This window comes from Nakamurella endophytica (assembly GCF_014646215.1).
Classification (GTDB): domain Bacteria; phylum Actinomycetota; class Actinomycetes; order Mycobacteriales; family Nakamurellaceae; genus Nakamurella; species Nakamurella endophytica.
Genome location: NZ_BMNA01000003.1, coordinates 249,275 through 268,337, shown reverse-complemented (window position 1 = coordinate 268,337; position 19,063 = coordinate 249,275). Strand labels below are relative to the sequence as shown.

General features: G+C 69.9%; 16 protein-coding genes. 14 read left to right on the top strand and 2 right to left on the bottom strand.

All coding sequences use genetic code 11. The features are described 5' to 3' along the window. Window positions 1-2 precede the first annotated feature (2 nt). On the bottom strand, window positions 3-1,265 hold the full coding sequence (locus IEY37_RS08330; protein ID WP_268238000.1) for an MFS transporter: 1,263 nt from the start codon (window positions 1,263-1,265) through the stop codon (window positions 3-5). Window positions 1,266-1,284: 19 nt separating this feature from the next. Next, window positions 1,285-2,238 carry a zinc-binding dehydrogenase gene (locus IEY37_RS08325; protein ID WP_188941078.1) on the bottom strand — a complete coding sequence of 318 codons (954 nt, stop codon included), beginning with the start codon at window positions 2,236-2,238 and terminating at the stop codon, window positions 1,285-1,287. Window positions 2,239-2,394: 156 nt separating this feature from the next. Between IEY37_RS08325 and IEY37_RS08320 the strand changes: the two genes are divergently transcribed. The 14 genes from IEY37_RS08320 to IEY37_RS08255 are packed head-to-tail and all read left to right on the top strand — an operon-like array spanning window position 2,395 to window position 19,060. Then, window positions 2,395-3,462, top strand: coding sequence for a Gfo/Idh/MocA family protein (locus IEY37_RS08320; RefSeq protein WP_188941077.1), 1,068 nt, complete (start codon window positions 2,395-2,397; stop codon window positions 3,460-3,462). Window positions 3,463-3,492: 30 nt separating this feature from the next. Continuing rightward, window positions 3,493-4,470, top strand: coding sequence for an ABC transporter permease (locus tag IEY37_RS08315; RefSeq protein WP_188941076.1), 978 nt, complete (start codon window positions 3,493-3,495; stop codon window positions 4,468-4,470). Between the two features lies 1 nt (window position 4,471). After that, window positions 4,472-6,532 (top strand): dipeptide/oligopeptide/nickel ABC transporter permease/ATP-binding protein, encoded by a 2,061-nt coding sequence (locus IEY37_RS08310; protein WP_188941075.1) that lies wholly within the window; start codon window positions 4,472-4,474, stop codon window positions 6,530-6,532. Then, window positions 6,529-7,698, top strand: coding sequence for an ABC transporter ATP-binding protein (locus IEY37_RS08305; RefSeq protein ID WP_188941074.1), 1,170 nt, complete (start codon window positions 6,529-6,531; stop codon window positions 7,696-7,698). The genes IEY37_RS08310 and IEY37_RS08305 overlap by 4 nt, the downstream gene beginning before the upstream one ends. Next, complete coding sequence (locus tag IEY37_RS08300; RefSeq protein ID WP_188941073.1) at window positions 7,695-9,368, top strand: ABC transporter substrate-binding protein; 1,674 nt, start codon at window positions 7,695-7,697, stop codon at window positions 9,366-9,368. The genes IEY37_RS08305 and IEY37_RS08300 overlap by 4 nt, the downstream gene beginning before the upstream one ends. Further along, window positions 9,368-10,060 carry a ThuA domain-containing protein gene (locus IEY37_RS08295; RefSeq protein WP_229674185.1) on the top strand — a complete coding sequence of 231 codons (693 nt, stop codon included), beginning with the start codon at window positions 9,368-9,370 and terminating at the stop codon, window positions 10,058-10,060. The genes IEY37_RS08300 and IEY37_RS08295 overlap by 1 nt, the downstream gene beginning before the upstream one ends. Then, window positions 10,057-10,866 carry a sugar phosphate isomerase/epimerase family protein gene (locus IEY37_RS08290; protein WP_229674184.1) on the top strand — a complete coding sequence of 270 codons (810 nt, stop codon included), beginning with the start codon at window positions 10,057-10,059 and terminating at the stop codon, window positions 10,864-10,866. The genes IEY37_RS08295 and IEY37_RS08290 overlap by 4 nt, the downstream gene beginning before the upstream one ends. Window positions 10,867-10,868: 2 nt before the next feature. Further along, on the top strand, window positions 10,869-11,840 hold the full coding sequence (locus IEY37_RS08285) for an NAD-dependent epimerase/dehydratase family protein (protein ID WP_229674183.1): 972 nt from the start codon (window positions 10,869-10,871) through the stop codon (window positions 11,838-11,840). After that, entirely contained in the window at window positions 11,837-13,801 is a 1,965-nt protein-coding gene (locus tag IEY37_RS08280) for a primary-amine oxidase (RefSeq protein ID WP_188941072.1), read from the top strand. The genes IEY37_RS08285 and IEY37_RS08280 overlap by 4 nt, the downstream gene beginning before the upstream one ends. After that, a complete protein-coding gene (locus IEY37_RS08275; protein WP_188941071.1) occupies window positions 13,798-14,535 on the top strand; it encodes a sugar phosphate isomerase/epimerase family protein in 738 nt (245 codons plus the stop codon). The genes IEY37_RS08280 and IEY37_RS08275 overlap by 4 nt, the downstream gene beginning before the upstream one ends. Continuing rightward, a complete protein-coding gene (locus IEY37_RS08270) occupies window positions 14,532-15,647 on the top strand; it encodes a Gfo/Idh/MocA family protein (RefSeq protein WP_188941070.1) in 1,116 nt (371 codons plus the stop codon). The genes IEY37_RS08275 and IEY37_RS08270 overlap by 4 nt, the downstream gene beginning before the upstream one ends. Beyond that, a complete protein-coding gene (locus IEY37_RS08265) occupies window positions 15,644-16,705 on the top strand; it encodes an SIS domain-containing protein (RefSeq protein WP_229674182.1) in 1,062 nt (353 codons plus the stop codon). The genes IEY37_RS08270 and IEY37_RS08265 overlap by 4 nt, the downstream gene beginning before the upstream one ends. After that, the gene (locus tag IEY37_RS08260; RefSeq protein WP_229674181.1) at window positions 16,689-17,654 is read left to right on the top strand and encodes an N-acetylglucosamine kinase; all 966 of its coding nucleotides are present in this window, start codon (window positions 16,689-16,691) and stop codon (window positions 17,652-17,654) included. The genes IEY37_RS08265 and IEY37_RS08260 overlap by 17 nt, the downstream gene beginning before the upstream one ends. Then, window positions 17,651-19,060 carry an aldehyde dehydrogenase family protein gene (locus IEY37_RS08255; RefSeq protein WP_188941069.1) on the top strand — a complete coding sequence of 470 codons (1,410 nt, stop codon included), beginning with the start codon at window positions 17,651-17,653 and terminating at the stop codon, window positions 19,058-19,060. Before IEY37_RS08260 ends, IEY37_RS08255 begins: the two co-directional genes overlap by 4 nt. The last annotated feature ends 3 nt before the right edge of the window (window positions 19,061-19,063 follow it).

The following is a 19,063-nucleotide window of genomic DNA, read 5'->3' as shown; positions in this document are numbered from 1 at the left end:
GCTCAGGACGTCCGTCGATCTTCGGAACCGCGGTCGGCGGGCCGCTGCGGCTCCGGAGGCTGCGCACCCAGTCCTGACCAGGTCAGCACCACGCAGAGCAGCAGCGTCACGGCGACGGCCGCGAGGCCGGCGCGGCCGCCCAGCACACTGGTGATCCACCCGACCAGCACGCCGGTGACCGGGGTGCTCCCGGGCAACGACATGGACCACAGCCCCATCACCCGCCCGCGCATCGGTGGCGAGGACAGCAGCAGCAGCCCGGCATTGGCGATCGCCACGAACCAGATCGACACCGTGCCGGTGACGGCCTGCAGCACCAGCTCCCAGCCGAGGGTCGGCATCGCCACGGACGCGAGCAGCAGCAGCGCCGTCAGCAGGGCGAGCACGCGTGCCCGCCGCGCTCCGGGCGCCCGGTCCGCTGCCGCGACACCGGCTCCGACCAGCGCCCCGGCACCGAAGGCGGCCACCATGAGTCCGTAGCCGCGTGCTCCGGAACGGAAGCCGGACTCGGCCAGGACGGGCAGCGCGACTCCGAAGTTGAAGATCATTGCCGAGGCTCCGGCCAGCACCAGGAGACCGCGCAGGTCGGGCCGCCCGCCGACGTACCGCAGACCGTCCAGAAAGGCGGCGAGCGCGCCGGCCATCCGTCTGCGGCGTCCGCCTTCGACGAGCCCCGCCGCCGGATGCGGCGCCCGGTCGAGCTCTGGCTGCGGGTGGATCACGAGCAGCACCCACAGCGCCACCAGGTAGGTGAGGGCGTTGACCAGGAAGCACGGTCCGGGACCCCAGGCGGTGAGCAGGATCCCGCCGACAGCCGGGCCCAGGATCCGGGCGAAGTTGATGGTGACCTCGTTGAGGCTCACCGCGTTGCCGATCAACTGCGACCCGACGAGGTCGAAGACGAGCACCTGACGGGCCGGGCTCTCCACCGCTCCGACCAGCCCGAGGAACAGTGCCAGCGTGAAGATCACCGGTACGGTCGCCGTGCCGGTGAGGGCCAGCAGGCCGAGCAGTGCGGCGTCGAGCAACCCCAGGGTCTGGGTGATCAGCAGGAGCCGGCGCCGGTCGATGCCGTCCACCAGGACCCCCGCGGTGGGACTCAGCAGGAGCAGCGGCAGGAACTGGACGGCCGTCACCAGACCGAGGTCCAGCGCCGAGCCCGAGAGCTCGAGCACCAGCCAGGCCTGGGCCAGGATCTGCATGAAGTTGCCGGTCTGCGAGAGCAATTGGCCGGAGAAGAACAACCGGTAGTCGCGGACCCGCAGAGCGGCGAGCGCCCTGATGTCAGCTCCCCAGGACGACGACGGACTTCACGAAGTCGTCGGGACGGTTCTCCATCAAGGCGTAGGCCGCGTCGACCTGGTCCAGCCCGAAGCGATGGGTGAGGAGCGGCCGGTAGTCCACACTGCCGTCGGCGACCAGAGCGAGCGCCGCCCGCATCGCCACCATGGTGCGACGCCGATCCGGTGAGAAGCCGTTCACCACGGTCGCACCCTTGTACCAGAGGCGCATGTCGAACTTCGCGGTGCCGGCGTGGTGGTAGCCCACGACGCACAGTCGGCCGTAGGGACGCACCAGCCGGCCCGCGAGCTCCAGGCCCGGCGTACTGCCGGTCGCCTCCAGCACGAGGTCGAGGCGCCGGTCGTCGGTCGACGGGAGGTCGTCGGCGACCAGTTCTTCCGGAAGGTTCTCGGGCTGGAACACCCGGTCGCAGCCGTTCCGCAGGCCGTGCCGACGAGCAGCCGCGGACGGGTCGACCCCCACGATCTCCACCGGCATCTCGTGACGGAGCAACTGCACGCAGGCCAGTCCCATGAACCCCAGGCCCACCACACCGACCCGGTCGCCCGGACGCGTGCCGCTCCGGTCGATGGCTTCCTTGAGGCACGCCAGGGGCTCGCCGATGGACAGCAGCGGATCGATGCCGGACGCCACCGGCGTCACCGCCGTCCGCTGCATCAGCATCCGGGTGGCGAAACCGGGGCTGCCCAGGCCGGTGACCAGCGCACCGACCGGCACACCGATGTCCTGAGCCCCGAGACGAACTACCCTGCCGACGATCTCGTGCCCGAGGCGGACGGGCTTCTCCGGCGTCCCGCCGCGCTGCCACGGTCGGAGGTCGGACGTGCAGACGCCACAGGCGAGCACGTCGACCAGCACCTCGTCGGGACCCGGATCCGGGTCGGCCACCTCCCGCACGACCGAGGTCCGTGGTGCGACGACCTCACTGATACGCATGCGCACTCCTCCCACGTCCGGCGGTGTCCCGTCGTGGCCCGGGTCTTGTCCCGCGCCGGCCGCTAGCGTACGGTCTTGGATCACCGTGGTACACGTTGGTTTGTAATTGTCTCCTCTCGGATTGAGCTTGCCTCGTCGCAACCGAACAGAGGGTCCGTGAACGATCTGCACGCAGCGGTGGTGGCGGTGGGTGCGCAGGGCTCGGTGCACCTGCACGGCTACCGGCGTCTCGCCGGCGTCCGAGTCGTCGGTGTGACGGACTCAGAGCCGGATCGAGCGACTGCCGTCGCGAGCGGGATCGGCGCCACCACCTACGCCGGGGTCGCCGCGCTGCTGGAGAGCGAGACCGTCGACGTGCTCAGTGTCTGCACGCCCCCGGCGCACCACGAACGCATCGTGCTCGACGCGCTGGACGCCGGCGTCCCGGCGGTGCACTGCGAGAAGCCCATGGCACTCACCTTCGGCGGCGCGCGCCGCATGTCCGCGGCGGCCGACAGCCGAGGAGCGCTGCTGACCGTGAACCACCAGCGTCGGCTCGACCCCGCGTACCGGTCCGCGCGGGAGGCGGTCCGTGCGGGTGAGATCGGTGACGTGCAGTCGTTCGAGGGCTACTGCGCCAACCTCTTCGACTGGGGCAGCCATGTCGTCGACCTCATCCTCTTCTTCGCAGGCGACGAGGGTCCGGCACAGGTCTTCGGATCCATCGATGTCACGGAGCGACGGCATGTCTACGGCGCGCTGGTCGAGACGGCTGCCGTCAGCCACCTGTACTGGGCCGACGGCCGACACGCGACGATCTTCACCGGCCACGTCGAGGCGCTGAGCAGGGAACCCCGGAACATCGTCGTCGTGCACGGCACCGACGGCCGGCTCGAGGTCCGCGGTTCCGAGGTCGTCGTCCGTCGCTTCGACGGCGGCGGGCGTCGCATCGCCTGCACGGTCGACGCCGAACACCGCGTCGACCTCCACGGCGTGGATCCGGCCGTCATCCAGGGCACCGCACTCGCCCTGCAGGACCTGGTGCAGTGCCTGCGCAGCGGTGCGGAGCCGGTGCTGGCCGCCCGGCACGGGCTGGCGGCGGCCGAGGTCGTGTTCGCCACCTACCAGAGCAGTGCCCTCCGGGCACCCGTCACCCTGCCCCTGACCAGCACCGACAACGCTCTGCTGCGCGGGCTGGAACTCGGCTACTGGACACCGATCGGAGAGAGCCATGGGACCAGTTGACCGCCGGCGTCCCCGGGTCGGCAGAGCCCGATGAGGGCTTTCTCGCGGCGCGCGCTGTTCTACGTGCTCACGGCGTGGGCGGCCATCACGTTGAACTTCCTGCTGCCCCGACTGATCCCGGGCGATCCGGTCTCCCGGATGCTCGATCGGTTCCGCGGACAGCTCGGACCGGAGGCCGTGTTCGCGCTGCGCGCCCTTTTCGGACAGACCAGCAACAACATCTTCGCGCAGTACCTGCAGTACTGGGGGCGGTTGCTGCACGGCGATCTCGGTGTGTCCTTCACGTCCTACCCGACGCCCGTGGCGACGATCCTCGGGCAGGGGCTGCCCTGGACGCTCGGCCTGATCGGCGTCTGCACCGTCCTGTCGTTCGTCATCGGGACCGCGCTCGGCGTCGTGGTCGGGTGGCGGCGAGGCACGTGGGTGGATGGGTTCATCCCGGTCACCACATTCCTGACATCCATTCCCTACTTCTGGTTCGCCCTGATCGTGGTGTATTTCTTCGCGCTGCAGATGCACTGGTTCCCGCTGTCCGGTGGCTACCGACCGGGTCTGCGGCCCGGGTGGAACGGCAGCTTCCTCACCTCGGTCGTCGAGCACGCCGCCCTGCCGGCGCTGGCGATCGTGGTGTCGTCGATCGGCTACTGGCTGCTCGGCATGCGCAACATGATGGTGACGACGCTGGCCGAGGACTACGTCCTGCTCGCACGGGCGAAAGGCCTGTCCAGGGGCCGGATCATGACCACCTACGCGGCGCGGAACGCGCTGTTGCCCTCGCTGGCCGGCTTCGCGCTGTCGCTCGGGTTCATCGTCGGCGGATCCATCATCACCGAGGTCGTCTTCAACTACCCCGGGATCGGATATTCGCTCTTCCAAGCGGTCCAGGGCCAGGACTACCCGTTGATGCAAGGAATCTTCTTCGTGATCACCATGACCGTGCTGGCCGCCAACCTGCTGGCTGACCTGGCCTACGTGCTGCTCGACCCGCGGACCAGGGTGGCGGTGTGAGATGACGACCAACCTGTTGGCCGACGTCGAGTCCGGCACCACCGGACAGGAGGATCGGCCCGCCAGTCGGTTCGGGTGGCTCCGGGGGTTCCGGTCGGCGCGCACCCTCACCGGCGTGGTGCTGATGGTCCTGTTCGTCCTGATGGCCCTGCTGGGCCCGGTGTTCGTCCGGACGGATCCCTCGGCGGTCAGTGACGACGTCCTGTCGCCGCCGTCCGGTGCGCACCTGCTGGGCACCACCCACACCGGGCAGGACGTCCTCGCCCAGCTGATCGACGGTTCCCGGATCTCCCTGCTGACGGGCTTCGTCGCCGCCGCGCTGGCCACCGTGTTGTCGTTGCTGATCGGCCTGGCCGCGGGCTATCTCGGGGGACTGTCCGACGAGCTGCTCTCGCTGCTCTCCAACATCTTCCTGGTGATCCCGAGCCTGCCTCTGGTGGTCATCCTGACCGGTGCGCTGCCGGAGGCCGGATCGTTGGCGATCATCATCGTGATCTCGCTGACGTCCTGGGCATGGGGTGCTCGGGTGCTGCGCGCCCAGACCCTGTCGCTGCGGAAACGGGATTTCGTCGAAGCGGCCCGCGCCAGTGGCGAGAGCACCTGGCGGATCATCTTCCGCGAGATCCTGCCCAATCAGACGGCGATCGTCGCGGCCACCTTCCTGTCCACGGTGATCGGTGCCATCCTGACCCAGGCCTCGCTGGCCTTCCTCGGGCTGACGGACGTCACCCAGTGGTCCTGGGGCGGCATGCTCTACTGGGCGCAGAACAGCGCGGCGTTGAACTACGGTGCCTGGTGGTGGTTCGTGCCACCCGGACTGTGCATCGCGCTCGTCGGCACCGCGCTGTCCCTGATCAACTTCGGCATCGACGAGTTCATCAACCCACGACTGCGGTCGGCGCACATCGCAACCAAGAACGCCCGCAACAAGCCGATGGCACGCCGGTTGCCGTCGGACGAGGCGGAGAGCGACGACACCGGGGCCAGCAGCCCGACCCACGGTGACGTGGTGCTGGAGATCCGGAACCTGACGGTGGAGTACCAGACCGGAGGCGACCCGATCCGCGCGGTCGACGACGTGTCGCTGCAACTGCGCCGGGGCGAGGTTCTCGGCATCGCCGGTGAGTCCGGGTCCGGCAAGTCGACCCTGGCCTACGCGATCACCCGGCTGCACCAACCCCCGGCCCGGATCACCGGCGGGCAGCTGCTCTACACCCACCCCGACGGCAGTCGCACGGACCTGCTGACCCTGTCCGGCAAGGCGCTCACCGCGTTCCGCTGGGAGGAGATGTCGATCGTCCTGCAGTCCGCGATGAACGCACTGAACCCGCTGCTCCGCATCGGTGTCCAGATCGACGACGCCCTCCAGGCACACCGGCCGGCGATGGGTGCCGGGGCCCGGTCGGCCAGGGTGCGCGAGCTGCTCGAGCTGGTGGGCATCGACCCGCAGCGCTCCGCGGCCTACCCGCACGAGCTCTCCGGTGGCATGCGGCAGCGGGTGATGATCGCCATCGCCCTGACGTTGGACCCGGACGTCATCGTCATGGACGAACCCACGACGGCGCTCGACGTCGTCACCCAGCGACAGATCCTGCAGCGCATCGTCTCGCTCAAGGATCGGCTCCACTTCGCCGTCATCTTCATCACCCACGACCTGTCGATGCTCATCGAGCTGTCGGACCGGATCGCCGTCATGTACGCCGGACGGGTCGTCGAAGAGGCTCCGGCCAAGCACTTCTACGCCCGCCCCCTGCACCCCTACAGCCAGGGGCTCCTCGCCTCGTTCCCCACGCTCTCCGGAGCGAAGCGCGTCCTGACCGGGATCGCCGGAGCCCCACCGGACCTCGGTGCCCTGCCGAGCGGATGCTCCTTCCGTCCGCGCTGTCCCAGAGCCTTCGACCGTTGCCCGGTCGTGGAACCGCCGCTGCTGCTGCTCGCGCCGACCGGCGGGTCGGAGGACGTCGCCGGGCGACGCCAGGTGGCCTGCCTGCTCTACGACGGCGCCGATGCCGGCAGGTCCGGCACCGGAAGCACCGGGATCCCGGAGAAGGTGCAGGTATGACCGCCCTCGGCACGACGGTCGACAGCGCGGTGACGCCGGTGCTGCGAGCGCGCGGTCTGACCAAGAACTTCACCCTCCGGGGCGGGCTGTTCGGTCGCAGACGCACGCTCAACGCGGTCGACGACGTCGACCTGGACCTGTTCGCCGGCCAGGTCACCGCGATCATCGGCGAGTCGGGGTCGGGCAAGTCGACCGTCGCTCGATTGCTCGCCCAGCTCCAGAGGCCCACCGCCGGCTCGATCGAGCTCGACGGCGCACCGGTGTCGGTCCGCGGGAACAAGGAACTGCGCCGGTACGTCGCGCGGGTGCAGTTGATCCTGCAGGACCCCTTCGCCTCGTTCAATCCGGTCCACACCATGGGCTATCAACTTCGCCGCGCCGTCCGGATCCACTCCCCCGAGCTGACACCGCACCAGGTCGAGGAACGCGTCGGACAGGTGCTGGCCGAGGTCAACCTGACCCCGGCGCGGCAGTACGTCGACCGGTACCCGCACGAGCTGTCCGGCGGGCAGCGGCAACGGCTGTCCATCGCTCGCGCGCTGACCGCGAGCCCGTCGGTGATCCTGGCGGACGAACCGGTCTCCATGCTCGACGTGTCGATCCGGCTGGGCGTGCTGAACCTGCTGGCTCGACTGGCGGCCGAGCGGAACATCGCTCTGCTGTACATCACGCACGACATAGCCTCGGCGCGCTACTTCGCCGAGGTGGCTGCCGTGATGTACGCCGGCGAACTGGTCGAGGGCGGATCGGCGGAGGAGATCACCCAGCACCCGACGCACCCGTACACCCGTCTCCTGATCTCCGCCGCCCCCGATCCGGACCGGCCGGCGGCATCCGGCCCGTTGCGGGACGCCGGCGCTCCGCCCAACCTGGCCGACCCGCCCACCGGCTGTCGTTTCCACCCGCGCTGCCCGTTCGTCATGGACAAGTGCCGCACGACCCCACCGCCGGTCTTCCCCACCGGGCAGGCCCACTGGTCCCGCTGCTGGCTGCACGAAACGCCGGCGGGGACCGCCCGTCTCGCTGCAACACCGTTGAACGACCCGGATCCGGCCGTCGCCGGTCCTGCAGTCCAGGCGCCGGCCCCGACCGGCGCGCAGCACACCCAGACCTCCCAGGCCTCACCGACCTTGCCGTCGGACGGCAAGAAAGGACTTCGGTCATGATCCCACGCACCCGCGTACGCCTGCTCGGCGCTCTGACCGCCACCGTGCTCGCCGTGACCGTTGCTGCCTGCTCCGACGAGGGCAGCGGCAGCACCACGACGACCGGGACCGGCGGGGGCGCCGGACTGATCGTCAACACCGCCATCTCCGGCGGAGACCTGCAGGACGTCTTCAACCCGTACCTGCCCACGAGCGGCACGCAGGCCAACCGCTTCATGATCTACGAGCCGCTCGTGCAGGTGAACAAGATCAAGGCCGAGGACTACAAGCCCTGGTTGGCCAAGAGCTGGACCTGGTCCTCGGACAGCAAGACCTTGACCCTGCAGCTGCAGACCGGGGTGAAGTGGTCCGACGGGCAACCGTTCTCCAGTGCGGACGTGGTCTACACCTACAACCTCCTCAAGCAGACGCCCGCGTTGAACCTCAACGGCCTCGAGTTCCAGACGGTGACGGCCCAAGGCGACTCCACGGTCGTGATGACCTTCAAGGCGAACGGCCGCCCGGCCTTCCCGAAGACCGTCAACACCGAGATCGTCCCGCAGCACATCTATTCGAAGCAGGGCGACCTGACCAAGTACAACGATCCGGACCCGATCGGCACCGGCCCGTTCACCCTCGACAAGGCGCAGTTCAGCCCGCAGAGCTACACCATGGTGAAGAACCCGAACTACTGGCAGGCCGGCCTGCCCAAGATCGGCGGCATCCGGGTGATCAGCTACAAGGACAACGCCGCGGTGCTGTCCGCGCTGCTCCAGGGTGATGTCGACTGGTCCAGCGCCTACATCGCCAACGTCGATCAGTCGTTCGCCAGCAAGAGCCCGCACAACAAGTACTTCTGGCCGGTCATCGGATCGGACGGGCTGATCACCAACAACGCCGCGGCACCCTTCGACGACCTGCAGGTGCGCAAGGCGACCAGCATGGCGATCAACCGCAAGCAGGTGGCCGACTCGGCCAACCGTCCCGCCGCGACGAGCATGACGGGCCTGCCCTTGCCGCTGTTCCAGTCCGTCATCGCGGACAAGTACAAGAGCTCCACCTACACCTACGACGTCGCCGGCGCCAAGAAGCTGCTGGAGGCCGACGGCTACACGATGGGGTCCGACGGCTACTACGCCAAGGGCGGCAAACCCCTCGAGTTCACGATCACCATCCCGTCCGCCTACACCGAACAGATCGCAGCCGCCCAGGTCATCCAGGCCAACCTGAAGCAGGCGGGGATGAAGGTCGACGTGAACGGAGTGTCGGTCGACGCGATCGACCCGATCACGACCAAGGGCCAGTACCAGGCCACGATCGGGTACCCGATCGACGAGTACACCACCGTGTACGGGCTCTACAACGCCTGGATGAACCCCAAGTACTCGGTCCCGGTGGGCACCGTGGACCAGACCAAACAGAACATCGAGCGTTGGAACGACCCGCAGACCGCCAAGTACTTCGCCGACTACGAGAACGCCAGCACCGACGACCAGCGCAACGCCGCGGTCGAGGGTCTGCAGGGACGCTTCGTCGACGGCATGCCGTGGCTGATCCTGAGCTACTACCAGGGCTACGGCGACTGGAACGACAGCAAGGTCACCGGGTTCCCCACCACCGACAACCCCTACTGGACCGCCAATCCCAGCGAGGTCGTGGCGCTCCAGCTCACCCCGGTCACCGGTAGCTGATGACCGTGACCATCACCTCACCCACGACGAGCCCGCGCGCGATGGTGCTGGTCAGTGGTGACGACATCCATCACGACCTGCTGAGCGCCGCACCGTACCTGACCAGGCTGGCTGCCGATGCCGGCTTCGTCGCCCGGGCCGCCATCGGTATGCAGCGGTTCCTCGACCCGCACCCGCTGACGGCGGCCCAGGACGTGTTCTGTGTCTACAAGGCCGGGGGGGAGTTCTCCGCGGCACAACAGGCGGCACTGGCGGATCGCGTCCGGTCGGGCGCCGGCCTCGTCGCGATCCACTCGTCCAACGTCCTCGGCACGACGGCCGACGGGGGACTCGACGAATCGTTCCGCCCGTTCTTCGACCTGCTCGGCAACCGGTACCTCTCGCACGGGCCGGGGCACCACGAGGGACATCAGAAGGTCGCGGTCGTCACTCGCCACCCCATCACCGACGGGGTGTCGGACTTCGAGCTCTTCGACGAGTTCTACGAGTTCGAGTTCTCCGACGACGACCACGAGGTGCTCGCCGAGCGGACCCGCGACGACGGCGTGGTGATCCCGGTGCTGTACGCCCGGCACTACGGCGCGGGCCGCGTCGTCTACCTTGCGTCCGGACACGATCTCCGGGCGTGGGGGGAGCCACCGTTCATCCGGTTGGTGCAGCAGAGCCTGCAGTGGGCAGCGGGTCTGCGATGACCACACCGCAGTCGCAGATGGTCCCGGTGACACCGAGGACGGCGCCACGCCTGGGTCTGATGGCGTACACGGTGCTCCCGCAGCTGCTGGCCGACCTGCCCGGCGCCCTGGCGCGCACGGCCGAGATCGGGTTCAGCGGCATGGAGACCTACGGCCTGCTCGAGCACTATCCGGCCGCTCGGCTGCGGAGCGAACTGGCCCGGGCAGGACTCGAACTCACCAGCTCGCACACGCCGTTCCCGGCGGGCGCGGACGCCGACCGGCTCCTGGACGAGAGCGCGGAACTCGGCGCCGGCACGCTGGTGTGGAGCATGGAACCGGAGGAGTTCGACAGCCCGGCCCTCATCCTCGCCGGGGTCGAGCGGGTGAACGAGGCTGCCCAGCGATCCGCCGACCGCGGGATGCAGATCGCCTACCACAACCATTCTGCCGAGTTCAGCAACGTGTTCGACGGACGGCAGGCGTACGACATCCTGCTCGAGGCCCTCGACCCCCGGGTCGTCGTCGAGCTGGACATGTACTGGGCGCGGCGCGGTGGCGCCGATCCTGCCGAGGTGGCCGGCCGTCTCGGTGACCGACTGCGATTCGTCCACCTGCGCGACAGCCGTCGCGAGTCCTCCGGCGCCACGGTCCAGGTGCCCATCGGTGAGGGCGACATCGACTGGCGGCGCGCACTCGCCGCCAATCCTGCCGCCGTCTGGCATCTGATCGAGCTGGACGACCTGCCGGGTGATCCGTTCGACGGTGCCCGTCGGAGCTTCGAGTACCTGACCGCCCAGCGCCGGTCCTCCGAGGAGGTGTCGTAGCCGTGCGCGTCCTCTTCCTCGGCGGTGCCGGCATGATCGGGTCCGCCGTCGCTGCCGCCCTGTGCGGTCGCGGCGACCAGCTCACCGTCGTCACCCGCGCCGAGCCCCGTCGCGAGCTGCCGGCCGGGACGGAACTCCTGCGCGGCGACGTCCATGACGCCACGGCACTCGGCCGGCTGGTCGGGGACCGGACCTTCGACTGCGTCGTGCACTGGGTCGGTTTCACCCCGGACCAGGTGAGCACCGTGGCCGACGTGGTCGGCACTCGGACCGGTCAGTTCGTCTTCGTCAGCACCTGTTCGGTGTTCCAACGGCCGAGCCCGACACTCCCGATCAGGGAGAGCAGTCCACGTCACCAGCCGCGCTTCGACTACGCGCGGAACAAGCTGGCCTGCGAGCTCCTCCTGGAGGACCGTCACCGCAGCACCGGTCTACCGTTGACCATCCTGCGGCCGGCGCACACCTACGACCGCACCACGGTGCCGCTGCTCGCCGGCTGGACCGCCGTCGAGCGGATGCGATCGGGCCGGCCGGTCGTCGTGCACGGTGACGGCACGTCGCTGTGGACGTTGATGCATGCCGACGACCTCGCCAGAGCGGCGCTGCCGATCCTGGGCAACCAGCAGGCGGTGGGAGAGTCGATCAACGTCGTACCGGCCCGGTCACTGACCTGGGACCAGATCCACCAAGAGCTCGCGCTGGCCGCGGGAGTGCGCGACCCGCTGCTCGTGCACCGCTCGAGCGAGACCATCGGACGCCACTGGCCCGCCTGGGACGTGGTGCTGGCGGACGACTTCCGGCACTCGCTGCTGTTCGACACCGCGGTGCTCCGCCAGTTCTCGCCGGGCGTCGAGCCCACGATCACCTTCTCCGAGGGCGCACGTCAGATCGTCGACTGGTTCGACGCCGACGACAGCCGCCGCGCCACGAACCCCGACCTGGACGCAGCCTTCGACCGATTGGCGGCCGCATGAGTACCACCGCAACCACCGACGTCGACGTCGCGCTCCGGACGATGTCGGCGGACGAGGTCGACCGGGTGTGCGAGATCCTCCGCGCCAGCGGTGACCTCGGAGAGAACAGCGTCGTCTCGTACCTCGGCCTGGCCGAACCCGATCGCCGAACGATCGCCACGGATCCGGGGCCGCGCCGGTTCCGCGGGTTCCTGCTCGACCTGTCCTCCGGTGAGTCCCGCGACGTCCTCGTCTGTCCGGCGGACGACGAGGTGCTCTCGTCCCGGGTCCTCGATCCGATGACCGACGGCGCGGTGCCGGTTGTCCTCCGGGAATTCTCGCTGGTCGAGGAGGTCGTGCACGCGAACCCGGACTGGCGGGCGGCGATGGCCCGGCGCGGCCTGACCGACCTGTCGACACTCCGGGTGAACCCGCTGTCGGCCGGTGTGCTGGCCGACGGGGAGTCAGGACGGCGGATCCAGCGCTGCTTCACCTTCGTCCAGCGCACCCCCGACGATCTGGGCTGGGCCCATCCGGTGGACGGCGTGACGGTGATGGTGGACGTGATCTCCGGCACCGTGCTGGAGGTCGTCGATTATGCGGAACTACCGGTGCCGGCGGAGGACGGCAACTTCCACCTGGCGTCCTGGCGTGGCCCGGACCGCGACGACCTCAGGCCCATAGAGATCACGCAACCGGACGGTCCCAGCTTCACGATCGACGAGCTCGGCGTGCTCCGTTGGGCCGGCTGGCGGCTGCAGGTCACCTTCGACCAGCGCGAAGGACTGGTACTGCGGAACATCGCCATCCAGGACGGACAGACGCTGCGGCCGGTGCTCGCCCGCGCGTCCCTTGCCGAGATGGTCGTCCCCTACGGGGATCCGAGCCCGCAGCGATGGTTCCAGAACTTCTTCGACGGCGGCGAGTACCTGCTCGGCGGCTTCGCCAACTCGCTCGAGCTGGGTTGCGACTGCCTCGGCGAGATCACCTATCTCGACGCGGTCGTCTGTGACAACGCCGGGCGCAGCCGCACGGTGCCGCAGGCGATCTGCATCCACGAGGAGGACACGGGCATCCTGTGGAAGCACACCGACCACTGGAACGGCTCGTCCGAGAGTCGACGGAACCGGCGGTTGGTGGTCAGCTTCTTCGTCACCGTCGGCAACTACGACTACGGCTTCTACTGGTACTTCGGACTCGACGGCGCCATCGAGCTCGAGGTCAAGGCCACCGGCGTGGTGTTCACCTCCGCCTTCCCGGGGACCGGCTACCAGTTCGCCACGGAGGTGGCCCCCGGGCTGGGCGCGCCCATCCACCAGCACCTGTTCTGCGCCCGGCTGGACGTCACGGTGGACGGCCCCGTCAACGCGGTCGACGAGATCGACGCGGTGCCGTGGCCGATCGGCCCGGACAACCCACGGGGCAATGCCTTCGGGCAGACCGTCACCAGACTGCGCCGGGAGGGCGACGCGCAACGGACCGCCGACAACACCAGGTCACGGATCTGGCGGATCAGCAATCCCGGCCGGCAGAACCGTCTCGGACAGGACGTCGGCTGGGCGCTCCACCCCGAGGGACTCCCCGTGTTGCTGGCCGATCCGCGGTCGGACATCGCGCGACGCGCAGCTTTCGCCACCCGCAACCTGTGGGTGACCGCCTACGACCCGGCTCAGAACTACCCGGCCGGTGACTTCGTCAACCTGCATCCCGGAGGTGCCGGACTGCCCGCGTGGACCGCCGACGACCGTCCGGTGGACGGCACCGACATCACCCTGTGGCACACCTTCGGTCTCACCCACTACCCGCGGATCGAGGACTGGCCGGTCATGCCGGTCGACCGGACCGGTTTCGTGCTCCGACCGCACGGCTTCTTCGACCGCAATCCGGCCCTGAACGTCCCCCCGACCACCGGCTCCGGCTGCCATCCCGGTCACCACCAGGCGGGGCACCCACACGACGACCACCACGGAGGCGACCAGTGACCCGCACACTCGGGGTCCAGCTCTACAGCGTCAAGGACCACCTGGGTCCGGACACCGGTGACACCCTGCAGCGCCTGTCGGAGATGGGCTACACGACGGTGGAGCCGTACTCGGTGCTGGAGGACGTCCGGCCCCTGGTCGACGCGCTGTCCGCCACCGGACTCACCGCGCCGACGGTGCACGTCAAGGTCACGGCGGAGAACGTCGACCACGTCGTCCGCTCCGCGAACGCGGTGGGCGCCTCGACCGTCATCCTGCCGTCCGCGGACCGGGAACTCTTCCGCACCCGGGAGGGTCTGGACGCCCTGGGGGCCACGGTGCTCGACCTGGCCGCCCGGCTGACGGATCACGGTCTGCGGCTGGGGTATCACAATCATGATTTCGAGTTCGAGACCGTCGTGGACGGCGTGCCCGCTTGGGAGATCTTCGCGGACTCCCTCGGCGACCGGGTCGACCTGCAGCTGGACACCTACTGGGCCAGCATGGGCGGCGCAGACGTCTTCGAGCTGCTGCCCCGGTACGCCGACCGGGTGCGCTTCCTGCATGTCAAGGACGCGGCTCCGGAGCCGGAGGATCCCCCGGCCAAGGGAGTGGACATCACCGGGCGGATGGCCGAGGTGGTCGGCCTCGCGGGACCCGCGACCGAGGCGCTGATCGTCGAGGTGGTGACCGACGACGTGTTCCCGCTGCTCGCCGAGAACGCGGCGTTCTTCGGGAAGCTGCTGTCGCCATGACGGTCACCGCCACGGGGCCGGTCCGCGTGGGCATCGTCGGAGCGGGGGACGTCTCCGCTCAGTACCTGGACTCGCTGCGGCAGTACCCGGACATCGAGGTCACCGCGATCGCCGACCTGGACACCGAACGCGCCCGGGAGCGCGCCGAGACGTACCGGATCGAGCGGACGGACACCGTCGACGGCCTGCTCGGCGACCAGGACCTCGAGCTGCTCGTCAACCTGACGCCGCCGGCCCAGCACGTGCCGCTGTCGCTGGCGGCGGTGAAGGCCGGCAAGCACGTCTGGTCCGAGAAGCCGCTGGGCACCGACCGGGCCGGCGCCGAGTCGCTGCTGCGGGCAGCCACGGATGCCGGCGTGCTGGTCGGCTGCGCCCCGGACACCATCCTGGGCCGTGGTATCCAATCGTCGGCGCGGCATCTGGCCGACGGCCGCATCGGTGCACCCCACACGGTGCTGACCTTGATGCAGGGTCCCGGACCGGAGAGCTGGCATCCCCGTCCGGAATTCTTCTACCGGGCGGGCGCCGGCCCGCTGTTCGACATCGGTCCCTATTACGTGGCCACCCTGGCCATGTTGCTCGGATCCGTCGCCAGGGTCACCGCGAAGGGCCACCGCGCCTCCCCGACCAGGACCATCGGGTCCGGGCCGGACGCCGGACGCACCTTCGATGTCGAGGTGTCCAGTCACGTCAGCGTCCTCACGGAGTTCGAGTCGGGGGTGGTGGGCACTTCGATCTACAGCTTCGATTCCCCGGTCCGCCGACAGCTGTTCGAGGTGACCGGCGCGGCCGGCACGCTGACCGTGCCGGTGAGCGGGTTCGACGGGGTCAGCGATCTGGTCGCGGCCGGCGGACCCAGGGAAGCCGCCGCCGTGGCTCTGCCGCCCGAGGGCACCGAGCGGGATCGCGGCGTCGGCGCTCTCGACCTCGCCCGTGCCATCCGATCCGGTGCCGGTCCGCGGTGCAGCGGTGACCTGGCGCGCCATGCCCTCGACGTGCTGCTGGCCATCGAGGAGTCCATCGCGTCCGGCGGCAGCGTCCCGGTGACCAGCATGGCGCCGCCCGTCGAGCTCGTGGACAGCACCTGGGACCCGAGGGAGCAGACCCTGTGACCGGACCGCAGACGTCGCGGATGGCGGAGAACGCCGGTCCGCCACCGGAGCACATCACCTTCGCCGACGCCCGGGCACTCCAGCGGACAGCCATCGAGAAGGCGGTCGGCACACTCCCGCAGCGCGTCCGCGAGCAGCAGGCCGACGGCCGCTTCACGGGTGCCGGCCCGGTCTTCCTGGGGATCGGCGCCAGCCTGGCAGCCGCGTGCCCGGCGGTCTGGACGTTGCGCTCGCGCGGGATCCACGCCTGGAGACTGTCCGCCGGGGACTTCCCACTGCCCTTCCCGCTGTCCACCCACCCGCTCGTCGCGGTGTCGCAGGGCGGGCGGAGCGCAGAGACGCTGGCCGCCCTCACCTCCGTTCCGGTCGGGCAGCGGTACGCCGTGGTGAACGCCGACCGCTCGCCCATCGGTGACGCGGCGGCGCATCGGCTGGCGCTCGGCCACTTCGCCGACAGCTACGCCTCCACCATCGGTTTCACGGTCACCGTCACCGGCCTCGGGATGCTCGCCGACGCCTGGGACGGAGGCCAGGTCGACTCCCGATGGCGGGAGCTCCCGCGACTGCTCGGCGACGTCGAACGGGCCGCGGCGGACTTGGCGACGGCTGCGGCACCCCTCATGGCTGATGCCCGGTGCATCGACTACGTGGCCGGTGGCGCGTCCCTGGGTGCAGCCGAGGCCGGTGCGCTGCTCTGCCGTGAGGTGGCACGGATTCCCGCCACCGCGTTGAGCACCCGGCAGTACCTGCACGGAGCCATCGAGTCCGCTGCAGGTGCCAAGGTGGTGCTGATCGGTGACGACCGCGAGGCCGACCTGGCACAGACGCTGGCCGTCAGCGGCATCCCGGTCCTGCTCCTCACCAGCCGGACGCCCGAGGTGCACGCCAACCTGCGGTCGATCACCGTGCCGGACGTTCCCCCGGCCATGCGGACCGTCCTGGAGACCGTCACGCTGCAGGCGGTTGCCGGGATGCTCGCGCAGACCCGCGGCGTCGAGATCGAAGAGTTCGTCTTCCACTCCTCCGATACCAAGGTGACCAGTGCCGGCGTCTCGTGAGGTGGACCCGGGGGCCGATGCGCTGGTGGTCGGGCTCGACGTCGGAGGCACCAAGACGGCGGTGCGGGCCGAGCGCGCGGACACGGTCGTCGTCGACACCACCGTGCCGAGTGCGGAGTGGACCGCGGAACCGGTGGCCGAAGCCGCCGCGTGGCTGCACCGGATCGTGCAGGAGACCGTCACCGACGACGGTGCCGGCGGGACACCGGCCGCGATCGCCGTCGGCGCCCAGGGCTGCGACGACGAACAGCACTGCGTCGAACTCGGCGAGGCCCTGGCGCGGCTGTCCGGCGTACCGACCGTGGTCACCAACGACGCCGCGCTGCTCCTACCCGCGGCGGGCCTGGCCCGCGGGGTCGGGGTCATCGCCGGGACCGGATCGATCGCCGTCGCCGTGACCGCCGGGGACGGGCTGATGTTCGCCGGTGGATGGGGGTGGGTGCTCGGCGACGAGGGCAGCGCACCCGCTCTCGTCCGGGAAGGCACCAGAGCCGTGCTGCGGCTGCACGACTCCGGCGGGTCCGATCCGCTGCTGACCGAACTGCTGCAGGCCTTCCATGTGCCGGACCCACCACGCCTGGCCCGTGCGGTCAACGACGACCCGAGCGTACAGAACTGGGTCCGGGGCACCGTCCCGCTGTTCCGGGCCGCCGCACGGGGTTCGGTCATCGCCCGTGACGTCATCGCCGCCGGTGCCCGTGCACTCGCCGAACTGGTGCTGCAGCTGCACCGACGCGGCGCGGACACCGGCACCGTCGTGGCCGCCGGCACGGTGATGACCCGACAACCCCTGCTGTACGACGGCTTCACCGCCGCAATCGGCGAGCTGCTGCCGGCGAGCCGCACGGTGCTGCTGACGGCGGCCCCGGTCACCGGCGCCATGGCGTTGGCCCGCCGATTGCTGTCCCCCGTGTTCAACGCCGAACAACCTGAACGGAGACCCGCATGAGCACCATCGAGATCGACCGGATCGTGGTCCGCGACAAGGCGACCGGCGAGTCGCTCGGCGACACACCCGCCGGCACTGCGGACGACGTGGACGCCGCGGTCCGCACCGCGGCCGCGGCGCAATCCGGCTGGGCGGAGTCCGCGCCGGCTGCCCGGGCCGCCGTCCTACTGGCGGCGGCGGCGGCCTTCGAGGCGGACCGGGAGCGGCTGCGCAGGTTGCTGGTACGCGAGACCGGTTGCATCGCCGGCAAGGCCGACTACGAGATCGATGCGGCGATCTCCGAGCTCCACGAAGCCGCCGCGCTGACGTCGCAGCCGCTGGGTGCGGTGCTGCCCACCTCCCATCCGGGTCGGCTGTCCTACAGCCGGCAGGTCCCGGTCGGCGTGGTCGGCGTGCTGACCCCGTGGAACTTCCCGCTCGTACTGGCGATGCGGGTCGTGGGGCCGGCGCTCGCCCTGGGGAACGCCGTCGTGCTCAAGCCGTCACCGGAGACGCCCCTGTCCGGGGGCTCCGCCATCGCCGACGCCTTCGCGGTCGCCGGTCTGCCCGACGGGTTGTTGAAGGTCCTGCCCGGGCGCCAGGAGGCCGGCGAGGCCGTCGTCGCGCACCCTCTGGTCTCCATGGTCCACTTCACCGGATCGACCCGCGTCGGCAGGGAGATCGCCGCCACCTGCGGACAGTTGCTCAAGAAGGTCTCACTCGAGCTCGGCGGGAACAACGCGCTGGTGGTGCTGGAGGACGCCGACATCGACACCGCGGCGATGATCGGCGCCTGGTCCAGCTTCCACTACCAGGGACAGACGTGTATCTCCGCCGGCCGTCACATCGTGCACCGGTCGGTCCTCGACGCCTACGTCGCCGATCTGCAGCGCCGCGCCGAGTCGATCGCGGTCGGGGATACGACGGACCCCGCGATGGGCCTGGGTCCGATGATCAACCGGACGCAGTTCGACCGGGGTGCGCAGCTGCTGCGCGATGCCGAGGCCGCAGGAGCGACGGTCCACACCGGCGGCCCGGACACGGCGCCGTTCTTCCGGCCGGCCGTGGTCACCGGCGTGACCCCGGACATGGCGCTCTGGCGGGAGGAGATCTTCGCTCCGGTCGTCGCCGTGCTGCCCTTCGAGACCGACGACGAGGCCATCACGCTGGTCAACGACACCTCGTACGGACTGGTCAACTCCATCGTCACGCGGGACGTCACCCGTGGGCTGCGGATGGCCGACCGCCTGCACGCAGGGATGGTGCACATCAACGACGCCACGCCCCAGGACGAGGCGATCGCGCCGTTCGGCGGCATCGGCCACTCGGGTCTGGGCGGACGGTCGGGCGGGGTGGCGAACGTCGCCGAGTTCACCGAGACCCGTTGGTACACCGTGGCGACCGCTCCGGTGCACTACCCCTACTGACCC